This is a genomic window from Amycolatopsis tolypomycina (assembly GCF_900105945.1).
Taxonomy (GTDB): domain Bacteria; phylum Actinomycetota; class Actinomycetes; order Mycobacteriales; family Pseudonocardiaceae; genus Amycolatopsis; species Amycolatopsis tolypomycina.
Genome location: NZ_FNSO01000004.1, coordinates 1,978,189 through 1,992,738, shown reverse-complemented (window position 1 = coordinate 1,992,738; position 14,550 = coordinate 1,978,189). Strand labels below are relative to the sequence as shown.

The following is a 14,550-nucleotide window of genomic DNA, read 5'->3' as shown; positions in this document are numbered from 1 at the left end:
CGTCCCCCGGCCTTTCGCTCAGGCGGTTTCGAGACAGCGCAGGTGCTCATCGCCCAGGACCAGCCCGGTGGCACCGAGGCAGTCGGCGAGCTGCTCCTCGGAGCTGACGCCGATCACCGGTTCGACGGCGGGGCGGCCGGCGAGCATCCAGGCCAGCACCACCTGGTTCGCCGACACCCCGAGGTCGCCTGCCACCTTCCGCAGCGCGGCGAGCCGCGGCTCGGTGCCCGGGTGGTCGTAGTGCGGCCAGAACGCGCGGTCGGCCCGGGTGTAGGCCCCCGACAACAGCGGCGAATACCCCTGGACGGCCAACCCGGTTTCGCGCGCGTACGCGGCCATTTCCGGGGTCAGCAGCTGCTGCGGGCCGAACGGCGCGCCCGGGAACGGCTGCAGGTAGCTGTGCCGCTGCTGGAGCCAGGTGATCCGGGTGCCCGCGCGCCGCAGGGAACCGAGATCCTGGTTGCTCAGCCCGATTTCCCGGACTTTGCCCGCTTCGACGAGCTCCTCGAACGCGCCCAGCGTGTCCTCGATCGGCACGGCCGGGTCCATGAGGTGGGCGAAGCAGACGTCGACGTGGTCGGTGCCCAGGCGGCGCAGGCTGTCCTCGACCGCGGACCGGACCGCCGCCGGCGCCAGCCCTTCGAAGTCCATCAACGCCCCGCCGGGGACCGGGCGGCCCCCGACCTTGGTGGCGAGCCGGATCCGGTCGCGGGCACCCCGCGCGCGGAGCCAGGCGCCGATCGTCAGCTCGCTTTCGTCGCCGGTGCCGTCCCAGCTGGCGTAGCAGTTCGCCGTGTCGACGGCCCGCCCGCCCCGCTCGGTGAAGACGTCCAGGAGCCGGAACGCCGCGGCGCGGTCGGTCGCCGTCCCGAAGTTCATGGTTCCGAGGCAGATCACGGCACCGTCCAATCCGAGCGTTTTCGCGCCTGAGCCGAGTTTGGCACGCGGGTTCCGGCCCCGGAATCCGCACAACGCGGAACCGGATTCCGCGCGCCGCGCGTTCCCGCCCCCCTGACGAGGGAAAACCCGAATCTGAGGAAACTTTGAGCTACGTACCCACCCGATCTGGTGAAGATGTCACGGGATCAGGCTGAGAGAACAAGGGTGAGGCCGGATGAGTGTGAACAAGACGATTTCGCCGGTGGCCGCCGGGCCGTCGAACCACGCGGCGGACGTGCAGACGCCCCGCAAAACCGTGGTGCGGCACGTGCTCCCGCTGTTTTCGGACGTGCTTTCGGACGGTTTCGTCCTCGACGTGCTGGCGGCCCGCCGGGTCGGCCACACGTGGGCGGAGTCCGGCCGCGGCCTCGAACGGCTGCTGGAGGCGGTGCAGAAGCTCACCGCCGACCTGGTGGACAAGGCGCTGAACCGGCCGGACCTGCGCGACAGCGGCACCCGCTGCCTCGCGGCCCAGCGGATCAGCGAACTCGGCAACCGGATCCTGGTCGAGCTGACCCGCGGGTTCGCCGAGGCAGGCACGACCGCGCCGGACCACGAGGAACCGACCCGGCGCAAGCAGGCGGAGCTGCTGCTGAGCGGCGCGGCGACCCCGGCGGCGGACCGGACCTACGCCGTCGTCGCGGTGGCCACCGCCGAGCTCGACCCGGCCGTGGTGGACGAGGCGTTCCGCGCCCACGCCGGCGAGGACACCCTGACCCTGCTGGCCGACGGCGGCGGGCACGTCCTGGTTCCCGCGCCAGACAAGGCGGACGCGGTCCACCGCACCGGCAAGGTGCTGGACGCGCTGGGCGGCACCGCCCGTGCCGCACTGGTGTGGCCCGGGAACCGCAGCGTGTCCGCGTGCCGGTCGGTGGCGGACGACATCCTCGCCGAGGCGACGTCGCTGGAGTTCGCGCCCGCGGTGCACGTCCTCGACGACGTGCTGCTCGAGTTCGCCGCCGCGCACGAACCGGTGGTGTCCAACGCCCTGCTGAAGGTGATCCAGCCGCTGCTGGCCCAGCCGGTGCTGTGGGAGACGCTGCAGGTCCTGCTGGCCGAGGACGGCAACCGGGGCAAGGCCGCGGAACGGCTGATCGTGCACCGCAGCACCGTGGACTACCGGCTGCAGCGCATCGGCCAGCTCACCGGACACTCGCCGTGCACGGTCCGCGGGCTGCGCCTGCTGGCCACCGCGTCGGCCATGCACCGCCTGGCCGAGCTCCGCCGCTCCGCCGCGTAGAAGGGACCGGCCTTGCCAGAAACGCCTGCGATCCCGCCGTTCACCGTCGTCACCGGCACCGAGGTGCGCCGGGTGCTCGACGGCGACGAGCGGACGGTCACCGCCGTCGTCGAACGGGCCTACCGCACGCACGGCGCCGGCGACACGGTGAACCCGCCGTCGTACTTCCTCCGGTTCCCCGACCGGCCCGCCGACCGCATCATCGCGCTGCCCGCCTCGCTCGGCGGCGAGTCCGCTGTGGACGGTCTCAAGTGGATCGGCAGTTTCCCCGGCAACGTCGGGGCGGGCATCCCGCGCGCCTCCGCCGTGCTGGTCCTCAACGACCGGGACACGGGCTACCCCTTCGCGGTCATGGAGGCTTCGATCGTCAGCGCGTCCCGGACGGCGGCGTCGGCCGCGCTGGCCGCCGACCGGCTGACCCGCGGCCGCGGCCGGCCCGCGCGGATCGGCTTCTTCGGCACCGGCCTGATCGCGCGGTACATCCACACCTACCTCGCCGCGAACGGCTGGGAGTTCGGTGAGATCGGGCTGCACGACCTCTCGGCGTCCTCTGTGGACGGATTCGCGGGCTACCTCGCCCGCACCGGCACGGCGGCGAAGGTGGTCCGGCACGAGCGCGCCGAGGCGCTGGTCAGGGCTTCGGACCTGGTCGTGTTCGCCACCGTGGCGGGTGTTCCGCACGTGACGGACCCGGCGTGGTTCGCGCACAACCCCGTCGTGCTGCACGTCTCCCTGCGCGATCTCTCGCCGGAGATCGTGCTCGCGTCGGCCAACATCGTCGACGACGTCGAACACTGCCTGAAGGCGGACACCTCCGTCCACCTGGCCGAGCAGCGGACCGGGCACCGCGACTTCCTGCACGGCACGCTGTTCGACGTCATGACGGGCGCGGTCGAGCCGCCCACCGACCGGCCGGTGGTGTTCTCGCCGTTCGGGCTGGGCGTCCTGGACCTGGCCGTGGGCAAGCACGTGTACGACCGGCTCGCCGCCGCCGACGCGCTGACGCCGGTTCCCGGTTTCTTCGCCGACGTGTCCCGACACGGCTGAAACTTCGGCGCAATCCGTTGAGAATAATGCGGATTTCCCGGCGGTAACCAGACAAATCAATCGTTCGTCCGGTTGCATGGTGATCATGAGACGACTCGCCGTGCTCCGCCACGACCTGCCAGCCTCGTTGGTCGTTTTCCTCGTCGCCGTACCCCTTTCGCTGGGCATCGCGCTCGCTTCGGGCGCCCCGGTGGTCGCCGGGCTGATCGCCGCCGTCGTCGGCGGGATCGTCGCCGGCGCCCTCGGGGGCTCCGCACTCCAGGTGAGCGGGCCCGCCGCGGGCCTGACGGTGGTGATGGCCGAAACCATCCAGACGTTCGGCTGGGCCGTCACCTGCGCGATCACCGTGGCCGCCGGCGCGGTGCAGATCCTGCTCGGCGCCTCCCGGGTCGCGCGCGCCGCGCTGGCCATCTCGCCCGCCATCGTGCACGGCATGCTCGCCGGGATCGGCGTGACGATCGTGCTCGGGCAGGTCCACGTCGTCCTCGGCGGCAAGCCGCAGTCCTCGGCACCGGCGAACCTCGCCGAGCTGCCGGCCCAGATCGTCGCCCGGCACGACGCCGCAACCGCGATCGGGCTGCTCGTCATCGCGATCCTGCTGGTGTGGCCGCGACTCCCGCAGGCGCTGCGGCGGGTGCCCGGCCCGCTGGCCGCGATCACGGTCGCCACCGGGGTGTCCGTGCTCGCCGGGCTGACCCTGCCGCGGGTGGAACTGCCCGCGGACCTGCTGAACATCCGCTTCGCCCCGCAGCTGCCCGGCGGCGGCTGGGGCGCGTTCGCCGTCGCGGTCCTCACCATCGCGGTGATCGCGTCGGTGGAAAGCCTGCTGTCGGCGGTCGCGGTGGACCGGCTGCACACCGGGCCGCGCGCCGACCTGAACCGGGAGCTCATCGGGCAGGGCGCGGCGAACATGGTGTCCGGCGCGCTCGGCGGCCTGCCGGTCACCGGGGTCATCGTCCGCAGCTCCACCAACGTCGCCGCCGGCGCGAAGAGCCGGGCGTCGGCCGTGCTGCACGGGGTGTGGGTGCTGGTGTTCGTCGTGGCCCTCGCCGGGGTGATCCAGGACATCCCGCTCGCCGCGCTGGCCGGTCTCCTCGTCCACGTCGGGGTCAAGCTGGTGAACCCCGGGCACCTGAAGACCGTGCTGGCCCACGGCGACCTGCCGGTGTACCTGCTCACCCTCGCCGGGGTCGTGGTGTTCGACCTGCTCACCGGGGTGCTGGCGGGCATCGCGCTGTCGCTGGTGCTGATGCTGCGCCGCACGCTCTGGTCCGGCATGCACGCCGAGCCGGACGGTGAGGTCTGGCACGTCGTCGTCGAAGGGGTGCTCACGTTCCTGTCCGTGCCCCGGCTGAGCCGCGTGCTGGCGACCGTCCCGGCCGGCGCGCGCGTGCGGCTCGACCTGGTCGTCGACTACCTCGACCACGCGGCGTTCGAAAGCCTGCAGACCTGGCAGCACGCCCACGAGGCCGCCGGCGGCACGGTGGCGGTCGACGAGATCGGCCACCCCTGGTTCGCCAACGGCAAGGAAGGCCGTCCGACGCGCAGCCGTCGCGCCGGCACCGGGTTCGTGCCCCGCTGGCTGGCCCCGTGGTCGGCCTGGCAGGCCGCCGAGCTCCCCGCGCAGCCCACCCACCGCGGCGCGGCGGAGTTCCAGCGCCGCACCGCCCCGCTGGTGCGCGACACGCTGTCGGGCCTCGCCGACGGCCAGCGGCCGCGCACCCTGTTCATCACCTGCGGTGATTCGCGGATCGTGCCCAACCTGATCACGACGAGCGGCCCGGGCGACCTGTTCACGATCCGCAACATCGGCAACCTGGTCCCGCCGGGGCAGGCGGACGCGTCGATGAACGCGTCGATCGAGTACGCGGTGGGCGTCCTGGAGGTGAGCGAGATCGTCGTCTGCGGGCATTCCTCGTGCGGGGCCATGGCCGCGCTGGCGAGCGGGCCACCACCCGGACCGCTGACCGAGTGGCTGACGCACGCGGCGCCCAGCGCCCGCCGGTCGGCTCCGGTCACGGTGGCCGGCGGAATCCCCGAGCGCGAGGGCGATCGGCTGGCGCTGCAGAACGTGCTGCAGCAGCTGGACCACCTGCGCGAGTACCGGCTCGTCGCCGAAGCCGAGCAGGCCGGCCGCCTCCGGCTGACCGGGATGTACTTCGACGTCGGCCACGCCCAGGTCCACCTGCACGACCCGGCCACCCGCGACTTCCACCCCGCCGACGTGCCGGCGCGCAGCCGCGGCTAGCCGGAGACGGCGTGCACGACCACCGCCGCCGCCAGGACGTACGCGCCGCGGCCGGTCAGCGGGTTCTGCCCGGTGACCTCTTCGATGCGGCGGATCCGGTAGTCCAAAGTGGACCGGTGGATGAACAGCTCGCGTGCGGCGACCGTCCGGTTGAAGTCGGCGCGGATCAGGGCTTCGAGGGTGCCGAAGAGCACCTCGTTGCCCGCCAGCGGGGAGATCAGGCCCCGCAACCGCGCCGACGTCACCGGGTCGCGCAGCACCGCGTACTCCAGCAGGACGTCGTCGAGGCGGTACGCCCCGGCCGGGCGGCCGGTCGCCGCGGCCAGTGCCAGGACGTCCACCGCCTCCTTGCAGCCGGCGGCGAGCGCGGCCCGGGTGGCGGGCACGGTCGTCGTCCACGGCAACTGGTCGAACCGGCCGGCCAGCGCCTCGAGCAGCGGGGAGATCCGCCGCTCGAGCCGGTCCGGGACGAGCACGATGACCCCGTCGCCGCCCGGCGCGCTCAGCAGGCCGTCTTCGTGGTGCTCGTCGAGCACCGCGGCCAGCCGGTCGTGCGGCACCGCCCGCGGGAACCGGGCCGCGACCACGACGTAGGCGTCCTCCAGGCCGGCCAGCTGCGCCGGCGTGAGCTGCTCCTGCCGGAGGAGGCGCTGGACGAGCGCGCACCGCGCCTCCCGCGCCGGCGCGGCGGGCGCCGGGCGGCCGACCCCGGCGAGCAGGTCCTGGACCAGCAGGTGCGCGACCTGCACGACGGCGACCACCCGGTGCGGCCGGTGCCGGGCGACGGCGTCGGTCACCTGGGCCGCGAACCGGCCGAGCAGGTCGGCGGCCGTGCCCGGCGCCCCGCCCGCCTCGGCGAACGCTTCGCCGGCGATCCGGACGCGGGCGCGCTGCGCGGGCGTGACCGCGGCGTCGTCCTCGACGACCCGGCGGTAGACCGCGGCCACGTCGTCCAGCAGCGCGGTCGCCACGGACCGGGCGGCGGGCGGCGTGACGCCGTCGAGCAGGTCGGCCGACGGCACCGCGACACCGTCGACGTGGAAGCCGTCCTGCGGCTGCGTCCGGTCGTCAAGCACAGTCATGCGATCCCCACCCTGTTCCGTCTCTTCACCGCCTTCGGCGACGCCCCATTCCCAAGTCGTCACGCACGGTGAGCGTATCGACGAAGATCCGCAGCGAGCAACGCTTGCAGGGGAATCCCTCAACAACCGGGAACAAATCGGACAGATCCGACGACGCCCAGGTCAGAGGCACTTTTCAGCCGCCCGGGGTGACCCGCGTCCGAGCCTGGCGCCTCCGGATCCGCCGAACGATAATTCCGCGGAATGCGCAGCCGCCGGACCCTTGTCCACGATCTTTGCCGTCGTACACACTCTGCGCCGAACAATTCCCTGAACCATTCGAGGAATCATGACCGACGTGATCGAGCGCACTCCGTCGCAGGAGCCCGTGGTGCGCGTCCAAGGGCTCGAAATGAATCTGCGGACCGGCAAGGTGCGCCTCCGGGGAGAAGCGGTCCACCTGACGCCGACCGAATTCCGGCTGCTGCGGATGCTCATGCTCAACCCCAACCGCGTCAGCCCGGGCTGGCTGCTCGAACGCGCGCTCGGCGGCGACAGCCGGAAGGTCCGCTTCTACGTCGGCCGGCTGCGCCGGAAACTCGGCGACCGCCACCACGTGCTGATCCGGACCGCCCACGGCGCGGGCTACCGGCTCGCCGGCCGCACGGCGTCCCCCTGATTTCGCTTACCCGGCAACGAAAGCCCGGAAAATGGTTCGGCATTCGCGGATACGGCGCAGCGGGTGAGCTCCCCTAATCTTCGCGGCACGGGCGAAACCGCTCGCCCGGATCGGAACGACCGAAAGGCCGCGTGGGAAATGAAGATGCGTACTCTGACGAAGATCACGACCGCCGTCGCCGCGACCGCGCTGGTGTGCGCGGGCCTGCTCGGCGCGACGGGCACGGCGGGCGCCGCCACGCTGACCGCCCCCGCCTCCTCCGACATCACGGTGCCGGGCCTGGGCAGCGTGACCCTGACCGGCAAGGTCGTCGCCGTCCACGGCAAGTACGTCACCATCGTGCTGGACGGCTCGGGCCGGAAGGTCGTCGTCGAGTGGACGCCGCTGACGAAGGTCATCGGCGACCTGAAGAAGGACGTGAAGGTGCAGATCGTCACGGTGGGCTCGATCCTCGGCCTGATCAAGGCGGACGTGATCTCGGTCCTCGGCTGAGACGTGCGCCCGGCCCGCGGAGATTCGTCTCCGCGGGCCTTTTCTTTACCTTGTGTTCTCACCGTTTCGTGTGATGCCATGTGTTCGATTTGGTGAGTAGCTTGGAGGTATGACCAACGACGCGGCTCTCTCGTCCGAGGCGGTGGCATTCGCCGACCGCATCGGTGAGCTGCTCACGACCATACGCTCCGCCGAGGCCGAACTTGGCGCGCTGCTGGTGGAAATCGAGCAGCGCGGAGTGATGGAGCTGTTCGGATACCGTTCTGCAGCACGACTTCTGGAACACCTCGCCGACGAGCCCAAGCCGACCGTGGAACGTCTGGTGAAGCGTGCCCGCTTGGTGAATCCCGGGCGGAACCTTGATGGTTCCCCGATTCCCGCGCTGGCGCCCGCGACCGGTGTTGCCGCGCGGGCGGGGCGGTTGAGTGACCGGATGATCGACGTGATCACCGGTGTCCTGGCTCAGGTTCCGGTCGAGCATCGGTTGAGTGCCGAGGCCAACTTGCTGACTTTCGCCGAGGAAGCCGGGCACAAGCAAGTCGCAGCCCTCGGTGCCCGCATCCTCGCCCACCTCGCCCCCGACGGAACCGCCCCCGACGACACCGAACCCTCGGTGCCCACCCGGGAGTTGTTCCTGCGCCGCAAAAGAACCGGGATATGGGAGCTGAGCGGCCGCTTCGACGACGAAACCGGCACCCGCGCCAACACCTTGCTCGATGCCTTGGCCGAGCGCCGCACCGGAGACGACGGCCCCGACTTCCGCACCACCCCGCAACGCTACGGCGATGCCTTCTCCGACGCGGTTGATCTCGCCCTCGACTCTCCGGATCTGCCGATGCAGGCGGGCGAGCGGGCCCACGTGATGGTCGCGGTGTCGTTGGAGGACTTGAAGTCCGGGGTCGGCAAGGCCACCCTCGGCGACACCGGAACCATGACCGCGGCCGAGGCCCGGGTGCATGCCTGTGATGCCATGATCATCCCTGCGGTCCTGGGTGAGAAGAGCGAACCCCTCAACCTGGGCCGCCTCCGCCGGTTGATCTCTGCTGGGCTGCGCCGGGCCTTGTTCTTGCGGGACCGAGGCTGCGCCTTCCCCGGCTGCCACCGACCACCCCGGCATTGCCAAGGTCACCACATCCGCCACGTGCGCCATGAGGCGCGTGTTTATCCGATCGGAGGTGCAAGACCTCCGACGCTGGATCGTCACAGCGGTTCGGTGAAGCTGAGGGCAGCCTGACCTGCGGGAATGGGCAGGTTGAGGTGGCAAGCGGCCCTGACAAAGTCGAGTCGTGCCAGTATCGCCAGATGGTGCGGGCTCGGTGAGCGAGACGAGAAGGTATACGAATAGGAATCAGTGTCTGAAGCCTCGTTATGTGGAGCCGACTCGAACCTGGCGGATATGGGTCGGTAGTGCAGTGCGCGTGAACCAAGTGGTAGGGGTAGCGTCCGCCCGGGAATTGTTCTCGGGCAGCCTGTGGAGAAAGTCTGTGGCGTATTCACAGGGACTGCCGGGGTAAAGCTGGGTGCCTCACTCGTCGATCGGGAACACGTGAACATGGGAACCACCGCAAGCCTTCCATAAACGGGTCACAGCCGGTGGTCTGATGACGGATAGGCGCATTGCCTGCCGAGAGGCTTGCGATGGGGCGGAGTCGCCGTAGTACTCCGAGGACGGGAAAGCCGTCCACATGGGGAAGGGCGACAGCGAGACGAAGCAGGGAAGTTGAGGTAATGCCAGAAGAAGCCTCACCGGTGAACATCGGTGATCTGCTGTTGGTGCCGTTCACCGCAGGGCAGCGGGTACTGGGAATGCAAACGAAGCTGCACCGTTGGGCGGCGGCCGATCCCGGCCGCCGGTTTGATGATCTCTATAACCTCGTGGCCGACCCCGCATTCCTCGTCACGGCGTGGGAACGGGTGTCGGGGAACACCGGAGCACGCAGCGCGGGTGTCGATCGGCGGACTGTCCGCTCGATCACCGAATCGAAGCTGAGTGTTGTCGGGTTGTTGGAGGAAATCCGGGCTGATCTGAAGGCTCGGGCGTTCCGTCCGCTCCCGGTCCGGGAACGGCACATTCCCAGAACCGGCGGGAAGACGCGCCGGCTGGGGATACCGACCGTGACCGATCGGGTCGTTCAAGCCTCGCTGAAGCTGGTCCTGGAACCGATCTTCGAGACCGGGTTCCGGGACTCCAGTTATGGTTTCCAGCCCAGACGCCGGGCCCAGGACGCCGTCGAGGAGATCCGCCACTATGCCCAGCAGGGCTATGAGTGGGTCTTCGAGGGCGACATCGCCGCCTGTTTCGACGAGATCGACCACACCGCCCTGCTCGGGCTGGTGCGGAAACGGATCAAGGACAAGCGGATCCTGGAGCTGATCAAGGCGTTCCTGCGCGCGGGAATCCTCAGCGAGGACGGCGCCGGCCGGGACACCCATTCCGGAACCCCTCAGGGCGGCATTCTGTCGCCGCTGCTGGCCAACATCACTCTCTCCGAACTGGACGACTATTTCCACCAGATCTGGGAGAACCACAGGAACTCCTGGACCCGGGCGCGCCATCGCCAACGCGGCGGCGCAACATTCCGGCTGACCCGTTATGCCGACGACTTCGTCGTCCTGGTCAACGGAACCCGAGACCACGCGGAGAAACTATGGGATGAGATCGGTGCGATCCTGGACCGGATCGGGCTTCGGCTCGCCCCGGAAAAGACACAGATCGTGCACATCGACGAGGGATTCGACTTCCTGGGATTCCGCATCCAGCGGCACACTCAATACGGAAGCGACCGGAAACTGATCTACACCTATCCGTCGAAGAAGTCGATGACTTCCATCAAACGGAAGGTGAAGGCAGCGACCAAGCGGATCACCCATCAGGACGCGGACCGACTGTTCCGGCAACTCGGGACGATGACCCGCGGATGGGCCCAGTACTTCCGGCACAGTTCCTCCAGCAAGGCCTACCACCATCTCCAGCACTACCTGTGGTGGCGGGTCTGGGAATGGCTGAAGAACAAACACCCCCGCACCAGCAGACGGTGGATCATCCGCCGCTACTACAACCGGTGGTGGCCGGAATACAACAGTGTCGCACTCTGGCAACCCGCCACGATGACCATTCAGCGTTATCGCTACCGGGGCCACCGGATACCGACACCATGGGACAAACCAGGCGTCTCGCCTGCCTGACGGCGACTCGTGGAGAGCCCGGTACTCGGAAACGGGTACGCCGGGTTCGGGAGAGCGGCAGGGGGAAACGACCCGGCGAAATCCGGACACCGCGCCCCCTGCCGACTCTCACTGGGCTGATGGCGGCCCCACAAACTTGAACAACCTGGTGCTGATGTGCGCCCACCACCACCGGCTCCTGCACCGCTCCGGCTGGGAAGTCCGCATCGCCCCCGACGGCCTCCCCGAATTCCTCCCACCAGCATTCATCGACCGACGCCGACAACCCCGACGCAACAACATCCACGAACCCCTGCCATTCGCAGCCTGAACACGGGAAAGGCCCGCAGCCACACGGCTACGGGCCCACACCCACGTGCGCGGCCGGAGACTTGTCAGGCGACTGCACTCACCCGATGATCGCCGCGAACGATCAGCACAGCCGAAGCCGCCCACGCTCATCGCCATCCCGCTCGGGCCAACCAGCGCTCACCGCCACTCCACCCGAGCCAACCAGCGCACCCCACCACCTCCGCCCGAGCCAACCGGCGCACGCCGCCACCCCCGCCCGAGCCCAACCAGCGCCACCGAGATACCCGCACCCGGCCGCCGTTGCTTGGCTGCGCATCCTGCGAGCCACCACGACTCCCCGGTATTCCCGGCCGGGCCGGCGATCCGCCGGTGGCGAGTCCGCGTTTCCCCATCCGCGCATGGTGACCTGCACCACCCGCGTTCTACCGTTTCCTGATCATTCCGGCGAACCAGATCGGGAGCGATCAATGGACCACGACACCCGCCCGGAGAGCGGCCCGCTCACCCGCCGCGCTGTGAACATGCTCAAGGCCGTCGGCGACGGGCGGGCGCAGCTTTCGCTCGGCTGCGAACCCGATCTCTACGTCGATGGCCTCCCCTGCTGCGACCAGGCCACCGCCCGCACCCTCGGCCGGCTCGGCCTGATCGCGGCGAACGGGCCCGGGCGGCCGGGGGAACTGGTGCCCGCCGTCGTCACCGACGAAGGGCTCACTGCCCTTGCCGCACCGGAATTCCGGTTTGCCGGGTGAACCGGGCGGCCGGGGGCGGCGATGACCCGCCCCCGGCCGGGTTCTGTCAGCTGCGGGTGAGCTCGTTCACCCGGACCGACAGCAAATCCGACGAGGACAGCAGCTCGTCCTGGGCCACGCCGCTGTCGAGGAGGTCCTCGCGGTCGTCGAAGTGGCCCACGTGCTTGTGGTAGAACGCTTTCGCGGCGAAGTAGCCGATGCCGGCCGCGCCGAGGCCGACCGCGGCCAGGTCGACCGCCGCGGGGGTGCAGGCGATGGTGACCTCGCGGCCGCCGTACTCCAGCGGCTCGAGCGTTCCGGGGAACGAGGCCGTCGAAATCCCGCTCATTTCATCCTCCATCGGTTCGGTCAGGCCTGGGTGGCGGCTTGGTTGCGCATGCCGAGCAGTTCCGCGACGGGCAGGCCCGCCACTCCCTCCGGGACTTCGACGTCGTCGGCCTGCTGAACGCAACCGTGGTAGTGGCAGTTGACCCACCCCACGCCCGCCCCCACGGTGAACCCGGCGAAGGTCGCCGCGGCGATCGCCCAGGTGCAGGCGGTGGGGTCCACCGCGGGCGCCCCAAAGGAAAGAGGCTCCACTCCCGGGTTCGCCAGGTCCTGCATGGCCTCGATCACTTCCATCTCTTCTCCTCTGCTCCCGTACCACGCACCGCGTAGCTTCCGTCACGATAAGCGGCCGGCCGGGAACGGGTCATCCACCGATTGACGGAGGATTCAGGCAACCGACACCTGCGGGTGGTTGACATTCCGCGATTGTCCGAACAATCGGGGATTTCCACCCGCAACACGCCGATTTTGTTGCCGTCCGGAGAACAGCGGACATCATGACCTTACCCGGTCGGCGAGGCCGGGGAAATTCCTCGCCGAACCCACCGAGAACGGACGAAAATGATGACTGTTGTCGAAGCGGCCGCGACCGCGCACTTCTCCCGTGCCACCGAAGCGCTGAAGCCGCTCGAAGTTCCTGAGGCCGTCCTGCCGCTGGCCTGCGCCGCGGAGTTCGACACCGTCTACGTCGGCGTCACCGCGTTCACCTACGCGTGGCGGGCCGCCGCGCACGTCTTCCGGCACGGGTTCGACCAGACCGCCTCCCCGGTGGCCGAAGGCCCGGCCGCCGGCGACCGCATGTCGGCCGACCAGCTGCTGAACGTGCTCGGCACGCTGTGACACCCGGGGTCCTGCGATCGCCACGCGGTCGCAGGACCCGCCCGCCTCACGGGATGATGCCGCGGGAGTTCAACGCGTCCGTGAGCGCCTCCCGCAACTGCTGCGCCGTGGCCGCCGGATCGATCTCCGACGGCGGCGACAGCACGTTCGAGATCACCGTCGACAGGTTCTGGTACGCCGGGGTCAGCGGGCGCACCGCGGCGTCGGCGAGCGCCGCGCGGATGTCGGCCTTCATCGGGTACTGGTCGGCCATCGTCGGGTTCGTGCCCGCGTCGGCCGGCTTCGCCGGGTCCAGCGGCTTGGTGTCGTCGTAGACGGACGCGATGCTTGGCGGGATACCGTCGACGAGGGCCTGGTACTTCTGGTTCGCCGCGTTGCGCAGGCACAGCGCCGCCTCGAACGCTTCCGGCTTGTGCCGCGAGTACGTGCTGATCGCCAGGTTGAAGCCGCCGATGGTGACGCGGCTGGGCCGCCCGGGCTCGACCGACGGGTAGCGCGCCCACTTGAAGTGCGCCAGGTCCTGCGGCTTCTCCTGTGCGTAGGACGCGAAGACGTAGGGCCAGTTCAGCTCGAACGCGCCGCTGCCCCGCTGGAAGGCCTGCCGGACGTCGTCCTCCTTCGAGTTCGTCAGCGACGGATCGGTGATGCCGGCGGTGGTCAGCGTCTTCAGCAGCTGCAGCGCGCGGACGGCGCCGTCGTCCATCACCACGGACTTGCCGTCGTCGGACAGGATGTGCCCGCCCGCCGACGCCACCAGCGTGTTGTAGAAGACGACCAGGCCCTCGTACTGCGCGCCGGTGAACAGCACCTGGTACGGCTTGCCCGCGGCCTTGAGCTGCTCCGCCGTGCGCATCATCTCGTCGAAGCTCTTCGGCGGCGAGGCCGTGGTCCGGTCGTCGTACCAGAGCAGTTGGACGTTGGTGTTCTTCGTGGCGCCGTAGAGCCGGCCGTTCCAGCGGGCGGTGGTCAGCGGCCCGGGCAGCACGCCCTGGGTCGCCTGCGCCTCGGCCGCGCCGGTCCACGGCTCGACCCAGCCGGCCTCGGCGAACTCCGGCACCCAGGTGACGTCGAGGCCGAGGACGTCCATCGAGTCGTCGCGGGCGGCCAGCCGCCGCGCCATCTGCTCGCGCTGGCCGTCGGCGCCGCGCGGCAGCTTGTTGTAGACGATCCGGTAGCGCCCGGCGGCCTGCGCGGTGCACCGGTCGACGACCGTCTGGAGGTGGTCCTCCGGGGAGATGTACAGGTTGACCGTCAGGCCGTCGGTCCGCGCGCAGCCGGCCAGTGCCGCGCCCGCCAGCAGGATCGCGCCGGCTGCCGACCGGCCGCGTCGGGGGAACATGGGGCCTCCAGTGGTCGGGGGGAAACCGGGCAACTGCGTATTGTCCCCCGCGGCGCGGCCGGGCACTACGCGCAAGCCGCGGGAAAAGTCCCCCCGTGTGCCGGGGACGCGC

At 70.1% G+C, this 14,550-nt stretch carries 14 protein-coding genes and 1 pseudogene; 10 read left to right on the top strand and 5 right to left on the bottom strand.

The features are described from left to right. Window positions 1-18: 18 nt before the first annotated feature. Window positions 19-897 (bottom strand): aldo/keto reductase, encoded by an 879-nt coding sequence (locus tag BLW76_RS19710; protein WP_279627687.1) that lies wholly within the window; start codon window positions 895-897, stop codon window positions 19-21. Window positions 898-1,114: 217 nt separating this feature from the next. Between BLW76_RS19710 and BLW76_RS19705 the strand changes: the two genes are divergently transcribed. The 3 genes from BLW76_RS19705 to BLW76_RS19695 all read left to right on the top strand — a co-directional run bounded on the left by BLW76_RS19705 (window position 1,115) and on the right by BLW76_RS19695 (window position 5,474). Then, complete coding sequence (locus BLW76_RS19705) at window positions 1,115-2,179, top strand: helix-turn-helix domain-containing protein (protein WP_143060647.1); 1,065 nt, start codon at window positions 1,115-1,117, stop codon at window positions 2,177-2,179. A 12-nt stretch (window positions 2,180-2,191) separates the two neighbouring features. Further along, window positions 2,192-3,226: a 2,3-diaminopropionate biosynthesis protein SbnB gene (sbnB, locus tag BLW76_RS19700; protein WP_091309499.1), complete on the top strand. Its 1,035-nt coding sequence runs from the start codon at window positions 2,192-2,194 to the stop codon at window positions 3,224-3,226. Window positions 3,227-3,302: 76 nt separating this feature from the next. Then, window positions 3,303-5,474 carry a SulP family inorganic anion transporter gene (locus BLW76_RS19695; protein ID WP_091309497.1) on the top strand — a complete coding sequence of 724 codons (2,172 nt, stop codon included), beginning with the start codon at window positions 3,303-3,305 and terminating at the stop codon, window positions 5,472-5,474. Here the strand turns inward: BLW76_RS19695 and BLW76_RS19690 are convergent. Beyond that, the gene (locus tag BLW76_RS19690; RefSeq protein WP_091309495.1) at window positions 5,471-6,556 is read right to left on the bottom strand and encodes a PucR family transcriptional regulator; all 1,086 of its coding nucleotides are present in this window, start codon (window positions 6,554-6,556) and stop codon (window positions 5,471-5,473) included. The genes BLW76_RS19695 and BLW76_RS19690 overlap by 4 nt on opposite strands. A 328-nt stretch (window positions 6,557-6,884) precedes the next feature. Between BLW76_RS19690 and BLW76_RS19685 the strand changes: the two genes are divergently transcribed. The 6 genes and pseudogenes from BLW76_RS19685 to BLW76_RS19665 all read left to right on the top strand — a co-directional run bounded on the left by BLW76_RS19685 (window position 6,885) and on the right by BLW76_RS19665 (window position 11,932). Continuing rightward, window positions 6,885-7,214: a winged helix-turn-helix domain-containing protein gene (locus tag BLW76_RS19685; RefSeq protein WP_091309493.1), complete on the top strand. Its 330-nt coding sequence runs from the start codon at window positions 6,885-6,887 to the stop codon at window positions 7,212-7,214. A 144-nt stretch (window positions 7,215-7,358) separates the two neighbouring features. Continuing rightward, a complete protein-coding gene (locus BLW76_RS19680) occupies window positions 7,359-7,706 on the top strand; it encodes a hypothetical protein (RefSeq protein WP_143060646.1) in 348 nt (115 codons plus the stop codon). Window positions 7,707-7,815: 109 nt separating this feature from the next. After that, window positions 7,816-8,940: an HNH endonuclease signature motif containing protein gene (locus tag BLW76_RS19675; protein ID WP_091309489.1), complete on the top strand. Its 1,125-nt coding sequence runs from the start codon at window positions 7,816-7,818 to the stop codon at window positions 8,938-8,940. Between the two features lie 494 nt (window positions 8,941-9,434). Continuing rightward, window positions 9,435-10,892: a group II intron reverse transcriptase/maturase gene (gene ltrA, locus BLW76_RS19670; RefSeq protein WP_167384657.1), complete on the top strand. Its 1,458-nt coding sequence runs from the start codon at window positions 9,435-9,437 to the stop codon at window positions 10,890-10,892. A 109-nt stretch (window positions 10,893-11,001) separates the two neighbouring features. Beyond that, a pseudogene (locus BLW76_RS49670) lies at window positions 11,002-11,202 on the top strand (HNH endonuclease signature motif containing protein); the annotation flags it as partial. 448 nt (window positions 11,203-11,650) lie between these two features. Next, complete coding sequence (locus BLW76_RS19665) at window positions 11,651-11,932, top strand: hypothetical protein (protein WP_091309483.1); 282 nt, start codon at window positions 11,651-11,653, stop codon at window positions 11,930-11,932. Between the two features lie 46 nt (window positions 11,933-11,978). Here BLW76_RS19665 and BLW76_RS19660 read toward each other — a convergent pair whose 3' ends face one another. Next, window positions 11,979-12,260 (bottom strand): hypothetical protein, encoded by a 282-nt coding sequence (locus tag BLW76_RS19660; RefSeq protein WP_091309475.1) that lies wholly within the window; start codon window positions 12,258-12,260, stop codon window positions 11,979-11,981. Between the two features lie 20 nt (window positions 12,261-12,280). Then, complete coding sequence (locus BLW76_RS19655; RefSeq protein WP_091309472.1) at window positions 12,281-12,553, bottom strand: hypothetical protein; 273 nt, start codon at window positions 12,551-12,553, stop codon at window positions 12,281-12,283. Between the two features lie 270 nt (window positions 12,554-12,823). Here BLW76_RS19655 and BLW76_RS19650 point away from each other — a divergent pair, with 270 nt between their 5' ends. Then, window positions 12,824-13,099 (top strand): hypothetical protein, encoded by a 276-nt coding sequence (locus BLW76_RS19650; protein ID WP_091309469.1) that lies wholly within the window; start codon window positions 12,824-12,826, stop codon window positions 13,097-13,099. Window positions 13,100-13,145: 46 nt separating this feature from the next. On the opposite strand, the gene BLW76_RS19645 is transcribed toward BLW76_RS19650, so the two are convergent. Then, the gene (locus tag BLW76_RS19645) at window positions 13,146-14,438 is read right to left on the bottom strand and encodes an ABC transporter substrate-binding protein (RefSeq protein WP_091309468.1); all 1,293 of its coding nucleotides are present in this window, start codon (window positions 14,436-14,438) and stop codon (window positions 13,146-13,148) included. Window positions 14,439-14,550: the final 112 nt, after the last annotated feature.

Excerpts from the sequence above, each read along its gene's own strand:
- BLW76_RS19660 (WP_091309475.1), bottom strand. The coding sequence starts at position 12,260 with ATGAGCGGGATTTCGACGGCCTCGTTCCCCGGAACGCTCGAGCCGCTG.
- BLW76_RS19650 (WP_091309469.1), top strand. The coding sequence starts at position 12,824 with ATGACTGTTGTCGAAGCGGCCGCGACCGCGCACTTCTCCCGTGCCACC.
- BLW76_RS19685 (WP_091309493.1), top strand. The coding sequence starts at position 6,885 with ATGACCGACGTGATCGAGCGCACTCCGTCGCAGGAGCCCGTGGTGCGC.
- BLW76_RS19655 (WP_091309472.1), bottom strand. The coding sequence starts at position 12,553 with ATGGAAGTGATCGAGGCCATGCAGGACCTGGCGAACCCGGGAGTGGAG.
- BLW76_RS19645 (WP_091309468.1), bottom strand. The coding sequence starts at position 14,438 with ATGTTCCCCCGACGCGGCCGGTCGGCAGCCGGCGCGATCCTGCTGGCG.
- ltrA (WP_167384657.1), top strand. The coding sequence starts at position 9,435 with ATGCCAGAAGAAGCCTCACCGGTGAACATCGGTGATCTGCTGTTGGTG.
- BLW76_RS19690 (WP_091309495.1), bottom strand. The coding sequence starts at position 6,556 with ATGACTGTGCTTGACGACCGGACGCAGCCGCAGGACGGCTTCCACGTC.
- BLW76_RS19675 (WP_091309489.1), top strand. The coding sequence starts at position 7,816 with ATGACCAACGACGCGGCTCTCTCGTCCGAGGCGGTGGCATTCGCCGAC.
- BLW76_RS19695 (WP_091309497.1), top strand. The coding sequence starts at position 3,303 with ATGGTGATCATGAGACGACTCGCCGTGCTCCGCCACGACCTGCCAGCC.
- BLW76_RS19705 (WP_143060647.1), top strand. The coding sequence starts at position 1,115 with ATGAGTGTGAACAAGACGATTTCGCCGGTGGCCGCCGGGCCGTCGAAC.
- BLW76_RS19680 (WP_143060646.1), top strand. The coding sequence starts at position 7,359 with ATGCGTACTCTGACGAAGATCACGACCGCCGTCGCCGCGACCGCGCTG.
- BLW76_RS19665 (WP_091309483.1), top strand. The coding sequence starts at position 11,651 with ATGGACCACGACACCCGCCCGGAGAGCGGCCCGCTCACCCGCCGCGCT.